The organism is Streptomyces sp. NPDC127098 (genome assembly GCF_042722465.1).
Lineage (GTDB): Bacteria > Actinomycetota > Actinomycetes > Streptomycetales > Streptomycetaceae > Streptomyces > Streptomyces millisiae.
The window spans coordinates 1-23,138 of the sequence record NZ_JBHXFJ010000017.1; the positions used below are offsets into that span (position 1 = coordinate 1).

Below are 23,138 nucleotides of genomic sequence, written 5' to 3' on the forward strand. Positions count from 1 at the left end.
TCGCGGCAGCGCGTCCCGAGTACGGTCTCGGCAGCACGCCCGAGGAGGTGACCGCGACGTTCTTCGAGCTCGCGGAGCGGTTGGACGAGGAGCCGATCGACGGCCTGGACGGATGGTGGTTCCGGGGGCTCACCTTCGACCGCCTCTACAGCGACGCGCAGCTGGCCGAGCTGGCCGAGGCATGGCAGGCGTTCGACGCGGGCCAGGCCCCGCCGCCGCTGCCGCCGGTGCCGAACATGGACAACGTCATGTCGGCCCGGCTCCATGTGATCTGCGCCGACTCGCGCTGGCCGGACTCGGTTCGGGAGTACCAGCGGAACGTCGCGCACGACCGGCAGCGGTACCCGATGATCGGCGGGTCATCGGCCAACATCGGGCCGTGCGCGTTCTGGCCGACCGAGGGGTTCGAACCGCCGCTGGAGATCGGCGACCGGGGCCCGTCGAACGTGCTCATGGCGCAGAACGAGCGCGACCCGGGAACGCCGCTGGCCGGCGCCCGGGAAATGCGGCGGGCGCTGGGGGACCGGGCCGTCATGGTGACGGCCGACCAGGGCGGGCACGGCGTCTACCCGTTCGGCGCCAACACCTGCGCCAACGACGCGGTCACGACGTTCCTGACCACCGGGCAGCGCCCCGCGCGTGACCTCGCCTGCCCGGCCGAGCCGTGATCGGGAAGGTGCGGCGCGGGCGGTCCCTCACGGCTGGAACTTGTAGCCGAGGCCCCGGATCGTCAGCAGGTGGCGTGGCGCGCCGGGGTCCGGCTCGATCTTGTCGCGGAGGCGTTTGACGTGAACGTCGAGCGTCTTGGTGTCGCCGACGTAGTCGGCGCCCCAGACGCGGTCCATGAGCTGGCCGCGGGTGAGGACGCGGCCGGCGTTGCGGAGCAGGTAGGCCAGCAGGTCGAACTCCCGCAGGGGGAGTCCGACCTGGCGGCCGGCGACGGCGACCTGGTGGCGTTCGATGTCGATCCTGACCGGTCCCGCCTCCAGCGCCATCGGGTCGTCGTCGACCGCGTGCCACTCGTCGCGGCGGCGCAGCACGGCGCGGACGCGGGCGACGAGTTCGCGCGCGGAGAACGGCTTGGCGACGTAGTCGTCGGCCCCGACCTCCAGGCCGACGACGCGGTCGATCTCGCTGTCCCGCGCGCTGACGAAGATCACCGCGGCCTGCGAGCGGCCGCGGATCCGGCGGCAGAGCTCAAGTCCTGAGAGGTCCGGCAGCACGGCGTCGAGCAACACCACGTCGGCGCCGTCGCGTTCCAGCAGCTCGGCGCCGTCCCGGCCGGTGGCGGCGGCGGACACCTCGAACCCCTCGGCGCGCAGCAGCCGGGCCAGCCCCTGCCGGAACCGTTCGTCGCCGTCGATGACAAGAATCCGGGTCATGCTTCGACTCCTCACCTCGCCATTACTTGTCCCGAGGGCGACGGTTCATTACCGGTCATCACCGGTTCAGTTGAGCCATTCGGTGTAACGGGTCGGCGCGAGACGCGCGTTCGGGTCGGTGAGGACGTCCCCCCGGACGGCGGCGAACATGCCGGCGGTGGGGTCGGTGACGACGGTGCGGCCGTCGGCCCGGTGGGAGAGGGTGATCCGACCCAGCTCGTCCAACGGGAGGATCTCGGGCCCGCCGACGTTGCGGACACCCATCAGCGGCTCCCCGGCGGCCACCTCGGCGACGGCGGCGGCCACGTCCTTCGCGGCGATCGGCTGGATCGGCGTCGCGGGCAGCCGGACGGTCTCGCCCTCGGCGGTCCAGGACATGACCGCGTCCACGAACTCCATGAACTGCGTCGCGCGGACGATGGAATACGGGATCGGTCCCGACGTCAGGATCTCCTCCTGGAGGGCCTTGGCCCGGTAGTAGTCCAGCTCGGGCACCTGGTCCACGCCGACGATGGAGAGCACGACGAAGTGCCGGACGCCGCCGCGCTGGGCTGCGGCCAGCAGGTTGTCCATCGAGGTCCGGAAGAAGGCCAGGGACGCCTCGTCGAAGGTCGGGGAGTTGGTGAGGTTGACCACGACGTCGACCCCGGCGACGGCCTCGTCCACGCCCTGACCGCTGATGACGTCGATGCCGGTGGACTTCCCGTGCGGAACCGCCTCGTGGCCGGCGGCGTCCAGATCCTTCACGACCCGCGACCCGATGAGACCGGTGCCGCCGATGACCGCGAGCTTCATGACATGCCTTTCGGTGGGGGCTTTGCCCGCAATATGGCATATCTGCGCCGCGTGCGGCGTCACGCGCCACCGTCGTCGCCGCACGGCGGCCGGTAGGGCAGATCGGGCAGATACCGCTCCCACAGCTCGCGGGTGAGGGCGCCGGCGGTGGCCTCGCAGATGGTGGCCCGGTTCACGTCCGGGTCGAGGTGCCAGATCCAGAGGACGTCGCCGATCGTGGCGACCAGCGTGTCGCCGTCGGGGGTGAAGGCCAGGCCGGTACCCAACCAGATGCTCGACTCGCCGGCGACACCGAACGGTTGGCCGAACCGTCGGGGCCGGTCCGGGATGCTGATGTCCCAGAGCTGAAGCCGCCCGTCGAGACCGAGGCTGGCGAGGAGACCGCCCTCGGTCGGACTGCTCGCCAACCGGGAAACGCCGTCCCGGTGACCGGCCGACATCACGCCGGAGGCTTCCGGCCTGGCCGGGTCGGCCACGTTCCACAGGCGCACGGTGCCGTCCCCGCCGCCGGTGATCAGCGTCCGGCCGTCCCCGCTGAACGCGACCGCGCTGATGCCGTTCTCGTCGACCGCCCTTACCACTCCGAGCGGGCCGTCCGGCGGAGTGGCGCCGTCGACCCGCCACAGGTACGCGGCGGATTCCGCATTGGTGCCGCCGACCACGACGACGATTCGGGAGTCGGGGGTGAAGGCGACCAACCGCGCGTCCGACGGCGGGTTCAGAGGATCGCCCCGGGGGACGAGACGGGCCCGGTCCCGCACGTCCCAGAGCTGCACCGCGTTCTGGGCGGCGCTGACCGCCGCCAGTGTCTCGCCGTTCGGAGCCCAGATCACGCGGTCGACAACTCCGTAGTCGCCGATCGACGTGCGACTCAGCGACACCGGACGCGAGGGGTCACTGAGGTCCCACAGCTCGAGTGTCCCGTCGTTCTCGAGCGTCGCCAGGGACGCCTGGTCCGGGCTCCAGGCCGTGGACCACGGATCCCAGTCCTGCCTTCGCCATGGCGGGGCGAAGGGCTCCGGGCGGTTCGGATCCGCGATATCCCACGTGAGCACCGTCTCGTAGGCGGGGATCGCGAGTGTCCTGCCGTCCGGGCTGACCGGCTGGTCCATTCCAGGGCTGGCCAGGAAGGCACCGGTGAGCAGCGTGGCGGGGAGGCGCCACAGTCGAACGGTACCGTCCCGGTCGCCGACGACGAGGGTTCGGCCGTCGGCGGTCCACGCCAGCGAATCGATGATGAAGTTGTGGGCGAGCGGCGGACCGAGGAGTCCCGCTTCGCCGGCGCGGCTGACGTCCCACAGCCGCACCGCGGCGTCCGTACCGCCAGCCGTGGCCAGGAAGCGGCTGTCCGGGCTGATGGCCGACAGATCGACGCCGCCGCCGCTGGGGATCGGTTCGGGGCCGAGTGTCTGGGCGGACAACTCGTATGTGGCGTCCCATATCCGCAGGCCGCCGCTCTCGTCGCCGGTGATGAGCGTCCGGCCGTCCGGCGAGAAGGCCGCCGACACCACGGCGGACGGGTGGCCGGTCACGGGGGCGCCGATCGGCTGGGCGTCGCCGGGGTCCGCCATATCCCATAACCGCACCGCGCCCGCGTCGTCCCCCGTCATGAGAGTGGTGCCGTCCGGGCTGAACCGGGCGACACCAATGGCACCATCGCCGGTGAGCGGCTCGCCCACGAGGGTGGCCCGGGCCGGATCGGTCACGTCCCACACCTGCACCGCACCGGCCAGGCCCGAGGTGGCGAGGAGGCTCCCGTCCGGGCTGAACTCGGCCTCCGCCACGCCGGTGGGGTCGCTGGGCAGCGGTTCGCCGAGCGCGAGCGGGCCGTCCGGGCCGGTGGCACTCCAGAGCTGGATCGGCCCCTCCAGGCTGGTGACGACGAAGGCCGCACCGTCCGGGCTGAACACCGCGCCGCCGGGCGTGCTTTCCGTGGCGGCGGGGTCGCCCAGTAGCTCGGGCCTGGCCGGGTCGCCGATGTCCCACAGGCGCAGGGTGCCGTCCACGTGGGAGGTGACCAACCTGGTGCCGTCCGGGGTGAACGCCATGGTCGCGATGTCGGGCGGATCACCTGGCAGGGACACGTGAGGCGGCTCCCCGCCTGACGGACCACCGAGTTCCACCAGTCGCACGGTGCCGTCGCTGAGGCTGGCCAACACCCCGGCCGCCTCGTTGAAAACGACGTTGGCCAACCCAGTGAGGGGCGTGGACAGAACACGGTTGGTGTCGTTGAGCAGGCCGACGCGGGCCCCCGGGTCGTCGGGGCGCATCGCGTGGGCGGCGAGGTCGAACTGGGCGGCCACCGATGGATCGGAGTCGCGCAGCTCCTCGGCGACGGCGGTGATCTGGCGTAACCGGGCCGTGTCGCGTTGGTCCTCGGCCTCGTTTCGCGCCTGGCTGGCGAGGTAGGCGGCGAGGAGGGCGGAGACGGTCAGCGTGGCGAGCAGCGCCGTCAGTCCACGCCGGAGGCGCGTCGCGCGCCGAGCGCGGCGGCGGGCAGCCGTCCGGAACGCCGTGGCCAGCGCGGACAGCCGGTCAGCCGGCGACTTCTCGGCCGCCCCGAGACGGTTGCCGGTCCACAGCAGGTCGCGGTCGCGGCCCGCCCGATCCCACTCGGTCGCGGCCTCCTCCAGCTGCTGACGGACCAGCTGGTCGGTGCGGTCGGCCTCGATCCACTCGCGGAGGCGCGGCCAGGCGCGCAGCAGCGCCTCGTGGGTGATGGTGACGGTGTCGTCGTCGCGGCTGAGCAATCGCGCGGCGGTGAACGCCTTGAGGGCCACCGGGTCGAGGTCGGTGGCCGGCAGCGGCCGCCGCGTGTCCTCGGCGCCGTCGATACCGATGCGGGTGAGGCGCAGGAACATCGTGCGGGCGGCGGCGCGCGCCGCTTCGTCGAGCGCCGCGTACGTCGTCTCGGCGGTGGTGGCGATGGCGGCGCGAATGCCGCCGGTGGCGCGGTAGCCGTCCACGGTCAGGGTGTCGCCCTCGCGCTGCTGCCAGGTGGCGCGCAACGCGTGGGCGAGGAGCGGGAGTCGCCCGGCCTCGGCGTGGCCGAGCTCGTCCAGCAACCGTTCGACCAAACCGGGCTCGACGGTCAGGCCCGCCTCGGCGGCCGGCAGGGTGATCGCGTCGCGCAGGCCGTCCTCACTCAGCGGGCCGACGACGACCTGCCGGGTCTCCAGCGCGGTGCGGAGCACCGCGTAGCCGGCGGCCCGGGCGAAGAAGTCGGAACGGAGCGCGCAGACGACCGGTGCGCGCTGGGCGCGCTCGTGTAACCGGTCGAGGAACGCGAGCCGCTCGGCCTCGTCCTCGCAGAGGGTGAAGAGCTCTTCGAGCTGGTCGACGAGCAGGGCACCGTCCGTCTCGGGCAGGGCGGCGAGCGGATGAGCGCCGGGCGTGATCTCGGGGCGCGGACGGTCGGGATCGGCGCGCGCCAGCGCCGGCGCGACGCCGGCGCGCAGCAGTGACGACTTGCCGGCACCGGACGGGGCGACCACGACCAACGGCCCCGGCGGGGCCACGGTCAGCCGGGGGTCCAGGCGGACCATGATCTCCGCCGTCAGCCCGTCCCGGCCGTGGAACCAGCGGGCGTCGTCCGCCTCGAACGAGGCAAGCCCGGGATAGGGGCACTCGTCCGTCCCGCCCCCGGAAGCGCCCGCGCGCCGGGCGGCGCGCACGTCCGCGACGTACACCACGTGCAGATCACGCCCGGCCTGGTAGATCCGCGCCCCGTCACGTGCCTCGGCCCACTGTCGGAACTCCGGCTGATCATCGTCCGGCATCGGCTCCGTCACCCCCCGTCACGCCATGGTGCCAGCGCCGCACCGACCGGGCCAGGGCGCGGGCTAGACGGCGACGAGCCGCACCCGGTCACCGCAGAGCCTGACCATGTCGTCGATGTCGGAGGTCAGCATCACGACCGGCCGCTGCTGGCGCAGGGCCATCTCGGCGACGGCGGCGTCGATGGCGTACTTGTGCCCGTGCAGCCCGGCGTCCATGAGCAACGCGGAGGCGGCCTTGGCCTCCGCGTCACCGACGTGGACGACCCGCGTCCCGGACAGCACCCAGGCGAGCCGCGCCCGGTCCGTGCGACGGTGGGTTGCCTCGATGATGGTGAGGGCACTGGTCACCACCTCCATGCCCCGCCTGCGCGCCTCCGTGACGAGCGCGACCACCGGTTCGTGGTCGTTGACGAACCGGGAAAGCCCCTCGCAGTCGAGCACGAGGGTGCCTTCATGGCTCAGCTTGCGGCGGGCCACTCACCGGCCTCCTCGGCGAAGACCTCGTCGAAGATCCCTCGCGCTCGCTCCTGCTCCTGCTCGGAGACGGGCCCCCGGCGGCGCTCGTAGTCGGCCAGGTACTCGTCCAGGATCCGACCTCGCAGCTCACGCTCGACGGCCGCCGCGATGAAGGCGGAGAACTCACGCTTGCCCACCCGCTGCCGGATCGCCTCGGCCGTTCCCTCGGGAAGCGAGAGGCTCACTCTCGTCGCCGGCCCCTCGCCGACGCGGTATGGCTCCGTGCTCATGAGGCCAGATTATCAAAGAAGTAGGAAACCCTGTCGCCACCGGTTTCCTCCCCGGCCGGCGTCACATGGCGGCAGGGACGATCTCGGCGGTGAGCGCGTCCCGGTCGAGGAACCAGCGCGTGTCCGCCTCCCCCGGCCAGAGCCCGGCCGGCCATGGCCAACGCATGCCGGCCGCGTGACCTCGTCGTACCGTGCTGGTATGGGCTGCGGAACGGGCTCGGGCTCCGGTCCTGACGACGACCTGGCGCTGCTGAGCCCGCACCTGCACCGGGTCATCCGGGAGGCCGGCGGCTACGGCGGCGGCGTCTTCCTGCTGGCCCCGGGCGAGCACGTGCTGCGGCTCTCCGTGGTCTGCGGCATCCCGATGGACGTCGCAGGGCCTTGGTCGCGGGTGGGCCTGGACGTGCCGGTGCCGCTGACCAGGGCGGTCAACGAGCGGCGTCTGGTCTGGCAGGAGAGCGGCCGGCACGACCGGCGCGGGCCCCGGGTGAGCGTGCCGCTGCCGTACTCGTACGCCGTCGCGCACGCGCCCATCACCACCACCGACGGGACGGAGGCGGCGGAGGAGGAGTGCTGGGGCGTGCTGATGGTGCTCTGGCCCGGCTCGCACCCCTCGCAGCTCGCGCCGCACGAGCGTGAGCCGCTGGAGGCCGGCTGCCGCCGCCTCGGGCCGCTGCTGCGCGACGCGGCCCGCCGCGGCTGCCCGGTGCGCCTGCCGGAGGAGCCGACGATCATCGAGCGGCCCCGGACCCGGATGCCGGAGCCGGAGCAGGCACTGGCCGCGACCGACTTCGCCGAGCGGCTGCCGGAGGGTGCCTGCGCCCTCGCGCTCGACGGCCGGGTCGCCTTCGTCACCGAGCGCGGGGCCGCGCTGCTCGGCGTCAACGGGGCCGAGCTGCTCGGCGCGCGGCTGTGGGAGGCGGTGCCCTGGCTGGCCGACCCGTCGTACGAGGACCGCTTCAGATCGGCGGTGATCAGCCGCCAGCCGACCTCGTTCACGGCCCGGCGGGCCACCGGGCACTGGCTGCGGTTCGAGCTGCACCCGGGCGATCGGGGCGTCAGCCTCCGGCTGAGCCCGGCCAGGGCCCCGGCCGAGGAGCCGCCCGAGCGGCGGGGCGAGCCGCCGCCCGCTGGGCCGACCAGGGTCGGGGCGATCTACCAGGTGATGCGGCTCGCGGTCACGCTCACCGAGGCGGCGGGCGTGGCGGACGTGGTGCGTCTGGTCGCCGACCAGCTGCTGCCGGCCTTCGACGCGCAGGGGCTGATCCTGTGCGTCACGGAGGGCGACCGGCTGCGGGTCGTGGGGCATCGCGGCTGCCCCCCGGAGATCGCCAACCGGCTCGACGGCACGCCGCTCACCAGCCGCACCAGCCCCACCGCCGCCGCCATGTCCGAGGGCGTCCCCACCTACTACGCCTCACCGGACGAGATGCGCCGCCGCTTCCCGCACATCCCCGACGCGCAGGAGGAGGTCGCCGGCCCCGGCCGGGCGAAGGCCGCCTCGGCGGCGTGGGCCTTCCTGCCACTGGTCACCTCGGGGCGGGTGGCCGGCTGCGCGGTGATCTTCTACGACCGGCCGCACGACTTCACCGCCGAGGAGCGGACGCTGCTGACCTCGCTGGCCGGCGTGGTCGCGCAGGCCCTGGAGCGCGCCCGGCTCTTCGACGCCAACCAGCGTCTCGCCCGCCGGCTCCAGAAGGACCTGCTCCCGCGCGACCTGCCCAGCATCCCCGGGCTCGACGTGGCGGCCCGCTACCTCGCCGCCACCAAGGGCATGGAGATCGGCGGCGACTTCTACGACGTGATCGAGCTCGACGGCGGCGCGGGCGCGACGATCGGCGACGTGCAGGGGCACAACGTGACGGCGGCCGCGCTGATGGGGCAGGTGCGCACGGCCGTGCACGCGGCGGCCGGCACCGCGCCGTCCGAGGTGCTGACCCGCACCAACCGGCTGCTCAACGACCTCGACCCCGGCCTGTTCACCAGCTGCCTGTACGTCCACCTCGACCTGCGCCGGCGGATCGCGCGGCTGGCCACGGCCGGGCACCCGCCGCCGCTGCTGCGGCTGCCCGACGGGCGGATCAGCGAGGTGGACGTGCCGCCGGGGCCCGTCCTCGGCGTCGACCCGCGCGCCGACTACCCGGCCGTCGAGATCCCGCTGCCGCCCGGCGCGGTGCTGCTGCTCTTCACCGACGGCCTGATCGAGCGGCCCGGCATCCACCTCGACGACGCCACCGCCGCGCTCGCGGACCACTTCGGGCGGATCGCGGAGCAGCCGGAGCGCAGCATGGACGAGCTGGCCGAGACGCTGCTGCGCTCCCACCAGACGGGCGGCCGCGGCGACGACATCGCGCTGCTGCTGCTCAGCCCGCGGGGGTGAGGCGGACGGCGTGAGACGTTCATGTCTCACATGAGTTACGTTTGTCTCATGGCTGTCGATCGTGACCACGTACTGCGGGCCGCCGCCGCGCTGCTGTCCCGCAAGTCCACCGCGACCATGGACGAGGTCGCCCAGGCCGCCGGGATCAGTCGGGCGACGCTGCACCGGCACTTCGCCGGGCGCGACGCGCTCGTCCGCGCCCTGGAGGCCCTCGGCATCGCCGAGTGCGAGGCCGCCCTGGAGGCGGCCCGCCCCGAGCAGGGCACGGCCGCCGACGCGGTGCGCCGCCTGGTCGCCGCGATCGAGCCCGCCGCCGCCCTGCTCGCCTTCCTCTACACCGAGAACCAGCTCTTCGAGGGCGCCGAGCAGAACGCGGGCTGGGCCCGCGTCGACGCCCGGCTCGCCGCGCTGTTCCGGCGCGGCCAGGAGAGCGGCGAGTTCCGCGTCGACCTCAGCCCCGTCTGGCTCACCGAGGCGCTCTACGGCCTGATCGGCTCCGCGGCCTGGGCCGTGAGCGACGGCCGGGTGGCGCGCAACGACTTCACCCACCTGATCGTCGAGCTGCTGCTCGGCGGCGCGATCCGGAGAGAGGAACCATGACCACCACCACGAGGCCGGCCGACACCGTCGGGGAGGTCAGGCGCCCCGGCCGCTGGCTCGCGCTGGCCGTCCTCGTCCTGGCGGTGCTGCTGGTCGCAGTCGACGCGACCGTCCTCGGCCTCGCCACCCCCTACCTCAGCGAGGACCTGGGCCCGTCCGGCACCCAACTGCTGTGGATCGGCGACGTCTACTCCTTCGTGATCGCCGGCCTGCTCATCTCCATGGGCAGCCTCGGCGACCGCGTGGGCCGCAAGCGCGTCCTGCTCCTGGGTGCCACGGCCTTCGGCGCGATATCCGTGCTCAACGCCTACGCGGCCACGCCCGAGCTGATGATCGTGGCCCGCGCCCTGCTGGGCGTCGCCGGCGCGACGCTGATGCCCGCCACCCTCGCCCTCATCCGCAACCTCTTCCACGACCCGCGCGAACGCAGCGTCGCCATCGGCGTCTGGGGTGCCGCCGCGTCCGCGGGCATGGCGATCGGCCCGATCGCCGGCGGCTTCCTGCTGGAGCACTTCTGGTGGGGCTCGGTCTTCCTGATCAACGTGCCGGTGATGGCCGTCCTCGTGCTCGTCGGCGCCAGGCTGCTGCCGGAGTCCCGCAACCCGGCCCCCGGGCCGTGGGACCTGGTCAGCGTCGCCCTGTCGCTGGTCGGCATGGTCGGCATCGTGTACGCGATCAAGGAGGCCGCCGCGCACGGGTTCGCCTGGGGCACGCTCGCCGCCGGCCTGCTGGGCGTCGCCGCCCTGGCCGCGTTCGTGCGGCGCCAGCACACCCTGCCGACGCCGCTGCTCGACATGCGGCTGTTCCGCAGCCGCGGCTTCAGCGGCGCGGTCATGGCCGACCTGATGACCATCCTCGGCCTGTCAGGTCTTGTCTTCTTCCTCTCCCAGTACCTGCAACTGGTCCAGGACCGGCGGCCCCTCGAAGCCGGACTCGCCGAACTGCCCGCCGCCCTCGGCGCGGTGACGGCCGGCCTGCTCGCCGGTCGCGCGGCGCGGCGGTTCTCCGTGCGGGCCGTCGTCGCAGGTGGCCTGGCCGCCGTCGGCCTCGGGCTCGCCGCCCTCACGGTCATCGGCCAGCACACCGACTACCCGCTGCTCGGCGCCGCCCTGCTGGTCGTCGGCCTCGGCTCCGGGCTCTCCTTCACCGTCACCGCCGACGTCATCCTCTCCAGCGTCCCCAAGGAGCGGGCGGGCGCCGCCTCCGCCGTCTCCGAGACGGCGTACGAACTCGGCGCGGCCCTCGGCATCGCGCTGCTCGGCTCCCTCGTGACCGGCGTCTACCGGGACTTCACCGGCCCGGCCGGCACCCCGGAGGCGGCACACGAGTCGCTGGGCGGAGCCGTCGAGGCCGCCGCCCAGCTGCCGCCCGCCTCCGCCGCCGAACTGCTGGACGTCGCCCGCCAGTCCTTCGTCGACGGCCTGACGCTCGCCGCCGGCGCGGGGGCCGCGGTCCTGCTGACCGCCGCCGTCGCGGCCTGGTTCCTGCTGCGCGGGCAGCGGCTGCTGGACGGCGAGCCCGTGGACCACTGAGCGGCCGGCCGCGCCGGTCGCTCAGCCGACCTGCTCCTTCACGTGGTCGAGCACCTCGGCGAAGTCGTCGGCCGGCGAGAACTCCATCAGCTCGCTGTCCTCGAGCGCCTCCGGGGCGTGCCCGGGCGCCCAGTAGTAAGCCTGCCCGGCCTCGTAGATCTCGTCGCCGTGCCCGGTGTGCAGCTTCATCCGGCCCTTGGTCAGGAAGCCCCAGTGCGGGCACTGGCACTGGTCGTCCGGCAGTCCCTTCAGCGGGATCGACATGTCCGTACCCGCGGGGAGCCGGATGTAGCTGACGGCCAGATCGCCGCCGATCGGCTTGCTGCGGACCTCGACGCCCGCCTCGTTGGACACCACCACGGGGGTCTCGTCCCGGGTCATCGTCGTCATCACGCTCACCCCTCTCAGGAGGATCGTTTGACGTCTCTCACCCCCATTGTCCTTCGGGGTGGGCGCCACCGGAAGCCGTCGCCGGGCATGGCGGGGCCCAGGCCGGGCCCGTGAAGTGGGCGGCTGGGGCCGCCTGGGCGCCCCTCAGCCACGACGATGCGCGGGTCCGACCGACGACATGGCGCCGCACATCCAGCGAAGCGCTCAGCGCTCGGGGGACAGGCCCAGCGGGGTCGCGATCTCGGCCTCCATCACGCGGCCGGCCTGCCGCTCCAGGTCGCCGTCCTCGGCGCCGCTGTCCGTGTCCAGGCCGTCGAGCTCGGCGAGCGGGGTGTCGAGGCGGACGTGCGCGACGAGCGACTGCAGTGCGCGCAGCGAGGCGCTGGCCGTCGGGCCCCAGTTCGACAGGTAGGAGAACTGCCACCACCACAGGGCCTCGCTGATCCGGCCCTCGCGGTAGTGCGCCATGCCGTGCCGCAGGTTGCTGATGATGTCGGCGAGGTCGTCCGAGATGCGGGAGGGCACCGGCTTGCTGTGCGGCACGTAGGGGTCGAAGACCTCCGAGTACACGTCGATCGGCGCGAGCAGCGCGGCGAGGCGCTCCCGCAGCTCGTCCATGTCGGGGTCGGGGCCCGTGTCGGGCTCGTAGCGCTCCTCGGGGACGATGTCCTCGTACGCGCCGAGCCGGCCGCCGGCGAGCAGCAGCTGCGAGATCTGGAGCAGCAGATAGGGGACGGCGCTGTCCGGGTCGTCGCCCTTGGCGACCTCCGTGACCGCCACCATGAAGCTCTCGACCTGGTCGGCGATCTGCACGGCGAAGCTGTCGGGCCCGGAGGCCGCCAGCTCCTCTTCGCTCGGCACCACTTCGGACGTCACGCGATCGCCTCCCCTGCTGTCCCTACGGACCCAACGGACTGCCCGTGTCGAGCGTTCCCCGCGTTCCCTGCCTCAGACGTCGAGGCCTCAGACATCGAGCAGCCGCCTCCCCTCGAAGGCGCGCCCCAGGGTGACCTCGTCGGCATATTCCAAGTCTCCCCCGACCGGCAGCCCGCTGGCCAGCCGGGTGACCCGCAATCCGAGCGAGCTGACCATCCTGGCCAGGTAGGTGGCGGTCGCCTCGCCCTCCAGATTGGGGTCGGTGGCGAGGATCAGCTCCGTGACCGTGCCGTCGGCCAGGCGGGCGAGCAGCTCCCTGATCCGCAGGTCGCCGGGGCCGACGCCGTCGATCGGGCTGATCGCGCCGCCCAGCACGTGGTAGCGGCCACGGAACTCGCGGGTGCGCTCGATCGCCACCACGTCCTTGGGCTCCTCGACCACGCAGATCACCGTGGCGTCCCGACGCGGGTCCTGGCAGACCCGGCAGTGCTCCTCCTGCGCGACGTTGCCGCAGAGGGCGCAGAACCTGACCTTCGCCTTGACCTCGGTCAGCGCGTTGGCCAGCCGGCGGACGTCGGTGGGCTCGGCCTGGAGGATGTGGAACGCGATCCGCTGGGCGCTCTTGGGGCCCACACCCGGCAGCCGGCCGAGCTCGTCGATCAGGTCCTGGACCACGCCCTCATACACGGAATGTGCCGCCCTCTCCCTCGGTCCGCCTCACCATAGGCCAGCGAGGCTCAGAACGGCAGCCCGGGAAGGCCACCGCCGCCGAGGCCCTGGGCCAGCGGGCCGAGCTTGGTCTTGGCCAGCTCCTGCGCCGCGTTGTTCGCGTCGCGGACGGCGGCGACCACGAGATCCGCCAGCGTCTCGGTGTCCTCGGGGTCCACCGCGCGCGGATCGATCTCCAGGCTCTTCAGCTCGCCGGCGCCGGTGACCGTGGCCTTGACGAGGCCGCCACCGGCGGAGCCCTCGACCGGCGTCTCGGCCAGCTCCTGCTGCGCCGCGGCGAGGTCCTGCTGCATCTTCTGGGCCTGCTGCAGCAGCTGCTGCATGTCGACCCCACCACCGGGGAACACGGCCGGTCTCACTCCTGGCTCTCGACTACCTGTGACCCCCCTGAGCCTACGGGCTCAGCGGCGGTCGGTCTTACTCATGCCGAAACTCCTCAATAACGGTCGCACCCAGCTCCCGAACGATCAGCTCGTATCCGGTGAGCGCCGTGTCGTCGAGATCCGGGTCGTCCTCGGCCGCCACGTCGTCCTCGGCCGCCACCGGGGGCGGCTGCGGGGGCCCGCTCCGCTCGGGCGGGGGCGGCGGCTGCGGCGCGCCACCCTGCGAGGGCATGGGCGAGGGCGTGGGCGGCGGGGCGGCCTGCGGCGGCTGCTGCGGCGCGGCGGGCCGCGCGAACGGCGCGCCGCCGCCCATCCCGCCACCGCCACCGCCACCGCCGCCACCCCCGCTCGGGTCGATGACGGTCTCGATGCGCCACTGCACGCCCATCGCCTCGCTCAGCGCCTGCCGCAGCACGTCCTCGCTGCCGCTGTTGACGAAGCTGTCGCGGGCGCCGGCGGTGGCGAAGCCGAGCCGCAGCGTGGTCCCGTCGAAGCCGGCGATCTGCGCGTTCTGGCTGAGCAGGATCCAGCTGAAGCGGCGCCGCCCCTTCACGGCGTCCAGGATGTCCGGCCACATCTGCCGCACCCGCCCGATGTCCCCACCACCGCCTCCGCCGGCGACGGGCGGGGGCGGGGCCTGCGGCGGCTGCTGGGCCTGCGGTACCGGCCGCGCCGGCTGGGCCGGCTGGGCCGTCGGCCAGGCCCCGGCCTGTGGGGCTGGCTGTGGGGCCGCCTGCGGGGCTGGCTGCGGCGCGGCCGCGGGCCGGCTCGCCGTTGGCCAGGCGCCGGCCGCCTTCGGCGCCGGAGCCGGCTCCGGTGCGGGCGGCTCGGGCGCCGCCTGCGGCCGCGGCTGCGCCGCGACGGGCGGCGGCTCGGGCACCGCCACGGGGGCCGGCGCAGCCGGCACCGGCGCCGCGGCCTGCTCCCGTACCTGCCCCTGGCCCGCCCCCGCCGCCGGCCCCGGCCCCGGCTGGAACACCGCCCCCCGCTCCAGCCGCTCCAACCGGCTCTGCAACGACCGCTCGTCCCCGTATGCCGCTGGCAGCAGCACCCGGGCACAGATCAACTCCAACTGCAGCCGCGGTGACGTCGCCCCCCGCATCTCCGTCAGCCCCCCGTTCACCAGGTCGGCGGCCCGGCTCAGCTCCGCGGGACCGAGCGCCGACGCCTGCGCGCTCATCCGCTCCAGCACGTCCGCCGGAACGTCGATCAGCCCCTTCTCCGCCGCGTCCGGCACGGCCGCCAGGATCAGCAGGTCCCGCAGCCGCTCCAGCAGGTCCGTCACGAACCGCCGGGGGTCGTGGCCCCCCTCGATGACCCGGTCCACCACCCCGAACGCCGCGGCCCCGTCCCCCGCCCGGAAGGCCTCCACGATGTCGTCGAGCAGCGCCCCGTCCGTGAACCCGAGCAGCGACGTGGCCATCTCGTACGTGACCCCGTCCGCCCCGGCGCCCGCGAGCAGCTGGTCCATCACCGACATCGAGTCACGCACGGAACCGGCCCCGGCCCGCACCACCAGCGGCAGCACCGCGCTCTCCACCGCGATCGCCTCGCGCTCACACACCTCGTGCAGGTAGTCACGGAGCGTGCCGGGCGGCACCAGCCGGAACGGATAGTGGTGCGTGCGCGACCTGATCGTCCCGATGACCTTCTCGGGCTCGGTGGTCGCGAAGATGAACTTCAGGTGCTCGGGCGGCTCCTCCACCACCTTCAGCAGGGCGTTGAACCCCGCCGGGGTGACCATGTGCGCCTCGTCGATGATGTAGATCTTGAACCGGCTGACGGCCGGCCCGAAGAACGCCTTCTCCCGCAGCTCACGCGCGTCGTCCACGCCACCGTGCGAGGCGGCGTCGATCTCGATCACGTCGATCGACCCCGGCCCGTTCCGCGCGAGGTCACGGCACGACTGGCACTCCCCGCACGGCGTGGGCGTCGGCCCACGCTCGCAGTTGAGACACCGGGCGAGGATCCGCGCACTGGTCGTCTTGCCACAACCACGCGGGCCGCTGAACAGGTACGCGTGGTTGACCCTGTTGTTCCGCAGGGCCTGCTGCAACGGGACGGTCACGTGCTCCTGCCCGATGACCTCGGCGTAGGTCTCGGGTCGGTAGCGGCGGTACAGCGCGAGCGAGGACACGCCTTTGACCATATCCGCCCCCACTGACACCCGGCGGACAGCACAGCGCCCCCCACGCACCCGCCAGAGCTCACCTACCCTTGCTGCCTTCCGGCCCTGGGGGAGTTCAGCGAGATAGCGCCGCGTGAGGGGCTGCCGCCAACCCTACCCGATCCCCACCCCCACCCACGCCCCCGCATACGGTTCGCGACCATCCACCGGAGTCTTGTATCGTTCCCCACGGAGGATTCGCCTAGAGGCCTAGGGCGCACGCTTGGAAAGCGTGTTGGGTTCACACCCTCACGAGTTCGAATCTCGTATCCTCCGCCAGCTCTCACCGGGCTGACCGAAGGCCCCAGCCGCCATCCACGGCCGGGGCCTTCGTCTTGTCTCAGCGCTCGTTGTCCTGGGGCGGGCTCTCCGTGATCCTCCGTTCCTGGTAGACGATGTCCGCCGCGCAGCGGAAGCCCACCGAGCCGCTCTTGTAGTTGATGTCGGCCGTGATCTGCATCGACACCGCTCCGTACACCGCCACGGGTTCGTTCCACGCGCCGCCGCAGACGGACCGCATCTCGGTGTCGCGGCCCTGACCGTGCGATGCGTGGCCGTGGGAGACCCACTCGCTGACGTTGCCCGCCATCCCTGCCACGCCGAAGGGCGAGCGGCCGTCGGAGTCCCCCTCGGTGAAGGCGGTGACCGGGCAGGTGGTGGGGAAGTAGTTCGGGGGATAGGCCGCGTGGTTGCAGCGCCGCGACTCGAACGTGTCCCCCCAGGGGTAGGTCCGGTTGTCCCGGTCGCCCCGCGCTGCCTTCTCCCGTTCCAGGGGGTGGGGGAGCCGCTTGCCCGACCAGAGCGCGTAGCAGAGCGCGTCCCGCCAGGTGACGTGGGTCACGGGGTGGTCGGGCCGCATGGTGCAGGCGTCGCGCAGGCCCTCGGGCGTCGGGTAGTTGGTGGCGTCCACGAAGTCCTTGAAGGCGAGATTGGTGACCGGCGCGATGTCGATGTCGAAGCCGGGGACGAACACCTCACGCGGGGGGTCGTCCGGCGGAGCGAGCTGTTCGAGGTTCTGGGGATCGGGGTTGAGGCCGGCTGCCATGAGTGCCTGCCGCGCCTGGTTCTGGCTGAGGCCGTGGGTGAAGACACCGGGTGGCACACGGACCATGCCTCCCCGCGGGGAAGCGGCGTACCGTTCGTACATCGGCTCCCCGCAGACCGGGCAGTCGGGGGTGCGGGTCGCGGCCTCCGCGACGAAGGAGCAGGCCCGGCAGAAGGGGTTCTCGATCTCCCGCGCGGCCACGTCGGCTCGGAGGGCCGGATCGCTGAGCATCTTCTTCACCTCGGCCGCGGACGGGCGTTCTTCGGGGTGGAACGCCAGCATGCGACAGAGGAGTTGGAGTACGGGTGCGGGCGCGAGCGGATGGGCCCTGACCAGCGCGGCGCGCAGCCGGGGCGGATCGGCCGCCTCGGGCGGGTAGCCGCCGGTCAGACACTCGTAGAGGATGACGCCGACGGCGTACACGTCGTCGGCCGGGTCGTCCAGGGCCGGGTCGACACGGCGCTGCGGGGACTGGTATTCGGGCACCCTGGCGGTCAGGCCTATCACGTCGTGCGCCCGGGAGAGTCCCCAGTCGATGAGCCGGATCTCGTTGGTCCTGGTGAGGAGGACGTTGCTGGGCTTCAGGTCCCGGTGACGGACGTCCCGACCGTGGGCGAAGGCGATGCCCTCGGCGATCTGGTCGCCCAGCCGGAGCGCCTGGCTCAGCGACTGGCGGCGGTCGCGGATCAGTCGCCGCAGCGCCGGTCCGTCCACGTAGGAGACGAAGAGGACCGGCCCGAGGTCGTCGAGGTTACGGAGGGCCAGCAGGCCCTCGGCGATGTACGGGGCCTTTTCGCGTAGTTTCGAGACGACGATCCTGCACTCGCGGAAGAACGCCTCGGCCACGTCTTCGCCGCCTTCCCTGAGCACTTCCTCCTTGAGCCGCTTGATCACCTTCCTCCCCTCGAACTCGTCCTCCAGCACGCCCACTTCGGCGAATCCGCCGTGCCGTACCTCCACCACCTTCTCTCCGGTGGAGAGCACCATGCCGCTCTTCAGCGCCATTCCTACCTCCTTCGCCGGTCGCCGGCGGTGAACAGGTTGACGAGCCCGACGAAGCCACCCCCGAGGAGCAGCCAGCGGCCCCAGACGACGATGCCGAAGGCGATGACGGCCCAGCGCAGCCACTGCTGCCACTGAGGGCGCGGCGCGTCCGCCACCTCCATGCGGACCGCCTGACGGGCCGTCTCCCCCTCCGCGTCCGTCACCGTCACCGTGAAGTCGCTGGTGCCGCCGTCCTCGGGGCGGCCGGTCAGGACGCCGTCGGCCGAGAGCCGGAGCCCGGACGGCAGCTCACCGCTTTCCCAGCGGTACGGCGGCGTGCCGGCACCGGTGCGGAACGCGTGGCGGTACGGCTCGTCCTCCGCCGCGTCGTCGAGCAGCGCCAGCGGGCTGAGGACCCGGAGCGGCATCCTCTCCGTCGGCTCCTCGGCGGCGGGGCGCACCGCGAGGATCAGCTCGCGCTCCGGCGAGACGCGGCCGGAGCCGTCGGTGACGTGGACGTCGAGCCGGGCCTCGCCGACGCGTTCTGGCGTTCCCTCGATGGTGCCGTCCGGGCGCAGGGACAGGCCGTCGGGCAGGTCGCCGCTCGTGGCCTGCCAGGTGTAGTCGCCGTCGCCGCCCTCGACCGCGAGGGTGAGCGAGTACGGCTGTCCCGCGATGGCGGTGGGCGCCGAGCGCGTCGTCACCTGGGGTGGGGACGCCTGCCGTGCGATGTCGGCCCCGCCCCCGCGGGCGGCGACGGCGCTGACCACGCTGAGCGTGATCGCCAGGAACATCAGCGTGGCGATGACGATCATGAGCATGTCCACGAAGCGGAGTTCGACGGGAGCCCCGCCGTCACCGGTGCGGGCGCGCCGCCGGACGGCGACCGGGATGAGAGGAGTGGTCATCGTGTCAGCTCCGCGGCGGCCCGGGCCGGTACGCCCGACTGATGACGAGGTCACGGCCCAACTCGCCATGGATCAGCTCGAGACGGTGGTCGACCGACTGGAGCAGCGGGCCGAGGCGGGCCAGGTCGAGGGCGGAGAGCCGGCCGACCGACTCCGTCATCGCCCGCCGGGCCTCGCCGACCTCGTGGGCGAGACCGGCCAGCTGGCCCGGCAGCTCGGCCGGCACGGCGGCTGCGCCGCCGGGGCCACGACCGGGGCCGACGAGCGTGCCGATCTCCAGCATCACGTCCTCCACGTCCAGGAGGACCCGCTCCTCGCGGGCATGGGCCCACGCGAGGAGGGTGTGAGCGACGACGCTCGCCCCCAGGGCGAAGAGTGTCAGGGTGAACGCGTGGGCCAGCGCCGGGATGACACCGGTGACGAGGGCGTCGCGGAGCTGGGCGTAGTCCGAGGTGGCGGCCACCGTGCTGCCCAGACCCTCCACGGCCCGCGCCATCTCCGAGGCCGTGCCCAGGAAGCCGAGCGCGGGCAACGCCCAGGTGAGCGCCCTGGCCGGGCCATAGGTCACCTCCCGGTGCCCGTGGTCGAGTTCGGAGTGCGCGGCCAGGACGCCGGGGACCGACTCCCCCGCCTCGGTCAGCGCCCTGAGGCGGCGCCCGATGAAGGAGTTCTCCAGCGGCAGTCCGTTGAGCCGGGCCGTCAGCGAACGCCTGACGGACCCGACCGATACCGCGTACGGCTGGTCCGCCAGGACCAGCCGCACCTGGCCCAGCAGGAACCGCTCGCGTGCGGTGCTCGCCAGCCGGGCGAGGGCGAAGAGCACCGCCCAGAGGGCCGCACCGAGCACCACGGCCCCGAGCCCGCCCGTTCCGCCCTCGCCGAGGCCGTCGGGGAGGGGAAGCCGGTCGAGCAGCCCCAGCGGCACGGCCACGGCGGTGGACCCGACGGCCACGATCCCGGTGCCGAGGAAGGTGCGTGGGGCGCGGCGCGCGGGGGTTCCGCCCGGGTCGGCAAGTGCGCCGGGCGTGGCCGGGGTTGGGGAAGATGACAGCGAGGTCGTCAACGGTTCTCTCCGTTCTCCATTGCCGCGCCGGGGCCGAGGGCCCGGCGCGTGTCGTGCGGGTCGGTGAACTCGATGCGCCAGTGGCGCGACCGGCCGTCCTGGCCAGGGCGGACCGCGATGTGGATCTGGTCGCCGTCCCTGAGCCGAGTCCGGTCCTCGACCCGGGAGGGCTCGTCGCCGCCCCGGGGAAGGAGCAACGGCCGGTTGTCGCTGCGCGGCACCAGCCACCAGTGGCCGTCGTCGAACTCCAGGCGGAGGTGATCGCGGGAGATCCAGCTCCGCGGGTCGGCGTCGAGGACGATGTCGGGCGGGGCGGCGTGCGGGGTGGCTCGGCCCAGGGTCACCAGGCCACGCGGGGCGCCGAGGTCGGTCCGGAGCGGGTAGACGGAGTCACTCCCCTCCGGGTCGACGAGACGCAGGGACTCCTCGCCCTGGTCGGTACCGCCCGAGTCGCGTTGCCGGACCAGGCGCACGGCCGGCAGCACCGGCCAGCACGCGCCCCAGAGCCGCGGGGGAACGGTGACCACCAGGTAGGAGCCGTGCTGCGCCAGCCGGAGGGCGTGCAGGAGCAGTTCCTCGGCGAAGGGGGTGTCCGGGCGATCGCGGTCGGACTCCTTCAGCTCCAGTACGGAACCGGTGCGGGCGTCCAGGGGGAGCCCGGCCACGGCCGGGCGGGCCCGTTCCCTGACGACATCGACGATCTCGATCCGGTCGCGCTCCGCCAGTTCGCCGAGCAGCCACAGCGCGGCGTGACGACGGTCTCCCGGGTCGCCGGCCAGCACCACCAGGTGCCGCTCCCGCAGCTGCCGTCGGGCTTCCAGGACGTCGGGCGGAGCGAGACCGGCGTGCCGGCGCGCGGCCGTGGCGAGCTCGTCGGCCGGGACGGGGCAGGTCCGGGAGGCGGGTGCGGCCTGGACCGTCACCGGCGCCTGGATACCGCCGACGATGTTGCCGCCGCTCTGGATGACGAAGCCGTTGACGCGGGCGTCGCTGACCACGTTGTGGACGGAGGTCCCGTTCGCCGCGGAGGTCCCCGAGGGCCCCGGCGTCCCCGAGGTCCCTGGGGTCGGCGGCACGGGCGGGGCCTGGGTGGGCCCGGCGAACCCACTGCCCAGGCCCGGCCCCGAGGGCTTGGGGACGAAGACGAACGCGGGCTGGTCGAACCGCTTGACCCGGGCCCGCACCCGGGTCAGCTCACCCGGCCGCAGCCGCGAGTAGCCCGCCTTCACCACGTCGTTGACGACCGCCTCGGAGACGATGGCGGCCAGGAACGTCACCTCCGGGTCGGTCCGCGCCAGCGCCTCGCGCACCGGTTGGCAGTCCAGCAGTCGGTGCACCTCCGTCATGGGCGTGCACACCCCGCTGTCGGGCACCGGCCCGACGTGAACGGCGCAGCGCAGCCGGACCGCGCCCACGCGCCGGGGCAGCGCCGCCGCCTCGTCGGCCAGGGCCAGTTGGAGCTCGGGAAGGAAGCGGTCGAGCACCACAGGTAACCGCTCCGAGGCCAGCCCGAGGACGAAGCTGTCGCCCGTGACCTGAGGGAAGACCGCCTCCGACCAGTCCAGGTCGCAGCGGCGCATGCTCTCCCGCACCACTCTCTGCAGCGTGCCGAGCACCGCCGGCAGCGCGTCACCCGGCCGGGCGGAGTAACTCTCGATGTCCCCCGCCAACAGGGCTCGGTAAGGCGGTAGTTGGACGGACATGGCGGTCCTTCGACGGTTGGTCGTGTGGTCGTCGGGGATCCCGGCGTCCACGGGAAATGAGCGGCACCCGGATCTCGAACGACCCTGTGGAGACGTCACGATGACCCGTCTCGTCGGGGAGGGGTGCGTAAAAACAGGCAGTGCTGGATGTGAGTTACGCGCCGCTCGGGCCGTTGCCGGCCGGGGCGCCGTTGTGCGCGTAGTGCCGCAGGCCGGACATGTCGAGGATCACGACCACCCGTCGCGCGGTCGTGACGATCCCCTCCTCGCGGAGGGTCCGCAGCGCCCTGCTCATCGAGTCACGGCGTCCACCGCACATCAGGCCGAGCTCCTCCTGTGACATGTGGAGGTCCACAGCCCAGTCGCCCCGCCCGTCCCTGACCGCGTGCGCGACAAGCATCCTGCACAGCCGCTGGATGAACGGCAGTGCGACCTGTTCGGTCCTGAGCCGCTCGGCCTCCTGCAGCCGCCGGTAGGAGAGTTCGGCGATCAGCGGCCCCAGCCCACGGGTGGCGACGAACGACCGGAAGCGCGGCGCCGGCACGACTCGTACGTCGCACGGATCGATGGCGGTGACCGTGGCGGTGCGCGTCAGTTCGCGGAGAACCGCGATCTCGCCGAGCACCTCGCCCGGGTAGCGCACCGCGAGCGGCAGCCCGATGCCTTCGGGCACCAACTGCCGGACCTGCACCCGGCCACGCACCAGCACATGGACGGCGTCTCCCGGGCCGCCCTGGGACATCAGCGTGCGGCCGGGCCGGTAGTGTCTGGCCGCGCCGAAGCCCAGCAGGTCGTTCCAGGAGGAGACCGGCAGTAGGGCGCCGAGCCCTGACAGGCCGGGGCTCCCGACGGTCCGCCTGACCATGCGCCGTCCCTCCCCCGGCTCAGCCGTCGACTCCGTCATCGAGCAGGCCGAGATCCTCGGGTCTCAGGCTGTCCGACTCGAACAGGCCGGTCAACAGGTTGTGCTTCAGCCGGTTGTCCGACGCCTCGCCGCGCTCGCCCTCCCGCAGGGGGTAGGGGAAGCCGGTCTGCGCCAGCCGACCGCGGACCTCGTCCACCGTCCTGCGGACCCGCGGTTCCCGCCAACGCGCCCGGGGGTGGAGAAGGTCGAGCAGCTCGGCGACCTGACGGTACGTCAGTGGCTGCGGGTCCCGTTCGCCGGCGAGGTACCGCTGGCCGAGCGCGGCCAGGATGAGCCGCTCGTCGGGGCGCAGTGGCCAGCGCCTGCGCCCGACCGTCCGGGCGCCGGGAGGGACGGCGGGCGGCCGGTCGCCCAGTTCCGTCACGAACAACTCGACGAGATGCACGCGGCTGCCGCTGCCCAACACCTGGAACGTGGTGTATCCGGGAGTGACAAGAACCGGATCCGAGGCGCGGAACAGCCAGCGCCCCTGGGACAGCCGGAGCTGCGCGGTGCCCACGTTCCGCAGCCACCAGTGGCCGTGCCGGAAGGACAGTTCGCCCTGCCGCCGGCTGACCTGGAGGTCGGCCGCGCCGACGCGCAGGTCCACGTCGGGCCCCTCGTCCTGCGGGCCGATTCCCCGCCCGAACCGGACGGTCAGCCCCGGTCGCGGCTCGCTCGTGACCGCGCCGTCCATGGAACTGGCATGGAGTGTGCTGGCGTCGCTCGTCATCACGCTTCTGGCTCCTCGGGTGGTCGGCCGCTGGGAACC

General features: G+C 73.2%; 20 protein-coding genes, 1 tRNA gene and 1 other RNA gene. 5 read left to right on the plus strand and 17 right to left on the minus strand.

Going from position 1 to position 23,138, the window contains the following annotated elements; all coding sequences use genetic code 11:
• A partial coding sequence (locus tag ACFWI8_RS13475) for an alpha/beta hydrolase (protein ID WP_387089832.1) occupies positions 1-668 on the plus strand: 668 nt, incomplete at its 5' end.
• A 27-nt stretch (positions 669-695) separates the two neighbouring features.
• On the opposite strand, the gene ACFWI8_RS13480 is transcribed toward ACFWI8_RS13475, so the two are convergent.
• The 5 genes from ACFWI8_RS13480 to ACFWI8_RS13500 form a co-directional block, all read right to left on the minus strand.
• Entirely contained in the window at positions 696-1,382 is a 687-nt protein-coding gene (locus ACFWI8_RS13480; protein WP_387089835.1) for a response regulator transcription factor, read from the minus strand.
• Between the two features lie 66 nt (positions 1,383-1,448).
• Entirely contained in the window at positions 1,449-2,177 is a 729-nt protein-coding gene (locus ACFWI8_RS13485; protein ID WP_387089838.1) for an SDR family oxidoreductase, read from the minus strand.
• A 59-nt stretch (positions 2,178-2,236) separates the two neighbouring features.
• Positions 2,237-5,956 carry a hypothetical protein gene (locus ACFWI8_RS13490; protein ID WP_387089840.1) on the minus strand — a complete coding sequence of 1,240 codons (3,720 nt, stop codon included), beginning with the start codon at positions 5,954-5,956 and terminating at the stop codon, positions 2,237-2,239.
• A 63-nt stretch (positions 5,957-6,019) separates the two neighbouring features.
• Positions 6,020-6,433: a DNA-binding protein gene (locus ACFWI8_RS13495; RefSeq protein WP_387089843.1), complete on the minus strand. Its 414-nt coding sequence runs from the start codon at positions 6,431-6,433 to the stop codon at positions 6,020-6,022.
• Entirely contained in the window at positions 6,415-6,702 is a 288-nt protein-coding gene (locus tag ACFWI8_RS13500) for a hypothetical protein (protein ID WP_387089846.1), read from the minus strand. Before ACFWI8_RS13500 ends, ACFWI8_RS13495 begins: the two co-directional genes overlap by 19 nt.
• 199 nt (positions 6,703-6,901) lie before the next feature.
• Between ACFWI8_RS13500 and ACFWI8_RS13505 the strand changes: the two genes are divergently transcribed.
• The 3 genes from ACFWI8_RS13505 to ACFWI8_RS13515 are packed head-to-tail and all read left to right on the plus strand — an operon-like array spanning position 6,902 to position 11,214.
• Entirely contained in the window at positions 6,902-9,082 is a 2,181-nt protein-coding gene (locus tag ACFWI8_RS13505; RefSeq protein ID WP_387089848.1) for a SpoIIE family protein phosphatase, read from the plus strand.
• 48 nt (positions 9,083-9,130) lie between these two features.
• The gene (locus ACFWI8_RS13510) at positions 9,131-9,682 is read left to right on the plus strand and encodes a TetR/AcrR family transcriptional regulator (RefSeq protein WP_387089851.1); all 552 of its coding nucleotides are present in this window, start codon (positions 9,131-9,133) and stop codon (positions 9,680-9,682) included.
• Positions 9,679-11,214: an MFS transporter gene (locus tag ACFWI8_RS13515; protein ID WP_387089854.1), complete on the plus strand. Its 1,536-nt coding sequence runs from the start codon at positions 9,679-9,681 to the stop codon at positions 11,212-11,214. Before ACFWI8_RS13510 ends, ACFWI8_RS13515 begins: the two co-directional genes overlap by 4 nt.
• Before the next feature lie 21 nt (positions 11,215-11,235).
• Here the strand turns inward: ACFWI8_RS13515 and ACFWI8_RS13520 are convergent, their stop codons facing one another.
• The 6 genes from ACFWI8_RS13520 to ffs form a co-directional block, all read right to left on the minus strand.
• Positions 11,236-11,604, minus strand: a complete 369-nt coding sequence (locus ACFWI8_RS13520) for a hypothetical protein (RefSeq protein WP_387089856.1) — start codon at positions 11,602-11,604, stop codon at positions 11,236-11,238.
• A gap of 204 nt (positions 11,605-11,808) precedes the next feature.
• The gene (locus tag ACFWI8_RS13525; RefSeq protein WP_387089859.1) at positions 11,809-12,480 is read right to left on the minus strand and encodes a DUF5063 domain-containing protein; all 672 of its coding nucleotides are present in this window, start codon (positions 12,478-12,480) and stop codon (positions 11,809-11,811) included.
• 87 nt (positions 12,481-12,567) lie between these two features.
• The gene (gene recR, locus ACFWI8_RS13530; RefSeq protein WP_311596396.1) at positions 12,568-13,167 is read right to left on the minus strand and encodes a recombination mediator RecR; all 600 of its coding nucleotides are present in this window, start codon (positions 13,165-13,167) and stop codon (positions 12,568-12,570) included.
• 50 nt (positions 13,168-13,217) lie between these two features.
• Positions 13,218-13,556 carry a YbaB/EbfC family nucleoid-associated protein gene (locus ACFWI8_RS13535; protein WP_311596398.1) on the minus strand — a complete coding sequence of 113 codons (339 nt, stop codon included), beginning with the start codon at positions 13,554-13,556 and terminating at the stop codon, positions 13,218-13,220.
• 70 nt (positions 13,557-13,626) lie between these two features.
• Positions 13,627-15,729: a DNA polymerase III subunit gamma and tau gene (locus ACFWI8_RS13540; protein WP_387089863.1), complete on the minus strand. Its 2,103-nt coding sequence runs from the start codon at positions 15,727-15,729 to the stop codon at positions 13,627-13,629.
• A 38-nt stretch (positions 15,730-15,767) separates the two neighbouring features.
• An RNA gene (gene ffs, locus ACFWI8_RS13545) (signal recognition particle sRNA small type) lies at positions 15,768-15,866 on the minus strand.
• 84 nt (positions 15,867-15,950) lie between these two features.
• Here ffs and ACFWI8_RS13550 point away from each other — a divergent pair.
• Positions 15,951-16,038 (plus strand) — tRNA-Ser (locus ACFWI8_RS13550).
• 61 nt (positions 16,039-16,099) lie between these two features.
• On the opposite strand, the gene ACFWI8_RS13555 is transcribed toward ACFWI8_RS13550, so the two are convergent.
• The 6 genes from ACFWI8_RS13555 to ACFWI8_RS13580 form a co-directional block, all read right to left on the minus strand.
• The gene (locus tag ACFWI8_RS13555; protein ID WP_387089866.1) at positions 16,100-17,809 is read right to left on the minus strand and encodes a bifunctional serine/threonine-protein kinase/formylglycine-generating enzyme family protein; all 1,710 of its coding nucleotides are present in this window, start codon (positions 17,807-17,809) and stop codon (positions 16,100-16,102) included.
• A gap of 2 nt (positions 17,810-17,811) precedes the next feature.
• Complete coding sequence (locus ACFWI8_RS13560) at positions 17,812-18,696, minus strand: Ig domain-containing protein (protein WP_387089869.1); 885 nt, start codon at positions 18,694-18,696, stop codon at positions 17,812-17,814.
• 4 nt (positions 18,697-18,700) lie between these two features.
• Positions 18,701-19,759 carry a hypothetical protein gene (locus tag ACFWI8_RS13565; protein WP_387089872.1) on the minus strand — a complete coding sequence of 353 codons (1,059 nt, stop codon included), beginning with the start codon at positions 19,757-19,759 and terminating at the stop codon, positions 18,701-18,703.
• A complete protein-coding gene (locus tag ACFWI8_RS13570; protein WP_387089875.1) occupies positions 19,756-21,462 on the minus strand; it encodes an FHA domain-containing protein in 1,707 nt (568 codons plus the stop codon). Before ACFWI8_RS13570 ends, ACFWI8_RS13565 begins: the two co-directional genes overlap by 4 nt.
• Positions 21,463-21,616: 154 nt before the next feature.
• A complete protein-coding gene (locus ACFWI8_RS13575; protein ID WP_387089878.1) occupies positions 21,617-22,327 on the minus strand; it encodes a Crp/Fnr family transcriptional regulator in 711 nt (236 codons plus the stop codon).
• A gap of 19 nt (positions 22,328-22,346) precedes the next feature.
• Positions 22,347-23,099 (minus strand): FHA domain-containing protein, encoded by a 753-nt coding sequence (locus ACFWI8_RS13580; protein ID WP_387089880.1) that lies wholly within the window; start codon positions 23,097-23,099, stop codon positions 22,347-22,349.
• Positions 23,100-23,138 lie beyond the last annotated feature (39 nt).

Bases quoted from the DNA above. Each gene is read 5' to 3' on its own strand.
- ACFWI8_RS13555 (WP_387089866.1), bottom strand. From the start codon at position 17,809: ATGGCGCTGAAGAGCGGCATGGTGCTCTCCACCGGAGAGAAGGTGGTG.
- ACFWI8_RS13500 (WP_387089846.1), bottom strand. From the start codon at position 6,702: ATGAGCACGGAGCCATACCGCGTCGGCGAGGGGCCGGCGACGAGAGTG.
- ACFWI8_RS13580 (WP_387089880.1), bottom strand. From the start codon at position 23,099: ATGACGAGCGACGCCAGCACACTCCATGCCAGTTCCATGGACGGCGCG.
- ACFWI8_RS13570 (WP_387089875.1), bottom strand. From the start codon at position 21,462: ATGTCCGTCCAACTACCGCCTTACCGAGCCCTGTTGGCGGGGGACATC.
- ACFWI8_RS13560 (WP_387089869.1), bottom strand. From the start codon at position 18,696: ATGACCACTCCTCTCATCCCGGTCGCCGTCCGGCGGCGCGCCCGCACC.
- ACFWI8_RS13480 (WP_387089835.1), bottom strand. From the start codon at position 1,382: ATGACCCGGATTCTTGTCATCGACGGCGACGAACGGTTCCGGCAGGGG.
- ACFWI8_RS13490 (WP_387089840.1), bottom strand. From the start codon at position 5,956: ATGCCGGACGATGATCAGCCGGAGTTCCGACAGTGGGCCGAGGCACGT.
- ACFWI8_RS13520 (WP_387089856.1), bottom strand. From the start codon at position 11,604: ATGACGACGATGACCCGGGACGAGACCCCCGTGGTGGTGTCCAACGAG.
- ACFWI8_RS13510 (WP_387089851.1), top strand. From the start codon at position 9,131: ATGGCTGTCGATCGTGACCACGTACTGCGGGCCGCCGCCGCGCTGCTG.
- ACFWI8_RS13575 (WP_387089878.1), bottom strand. From the start codon at position 22,327: ATGGTCAGGCGGACCGTCGGGAGCCCCGGCCTGTCAGGGCTCGGCGCC.
- ACFWI8_RS13485 (WP_387089838.1), bottom strand. From the start codon at position 2,177: ATGAAGCTCGCGGTCATCGGCGGCACCGGTCTCATCGGGTCGCGGGTC.
- ACFWI8_RS13505 (WP_387089848.1), top strand. From the start codon at position 6,902: ATGGGCTGCGGAACGGGCTCGGGCTCCGGTCCTGACGACGACCTGGCG.
- ACFWI8_RS13515 (WP_387089854.1), top strand. From the start codon at position 9,679: ATGACCACCACCACGAGGCCGGCCGACACCGTCGGGGAGGTCAGGCGC.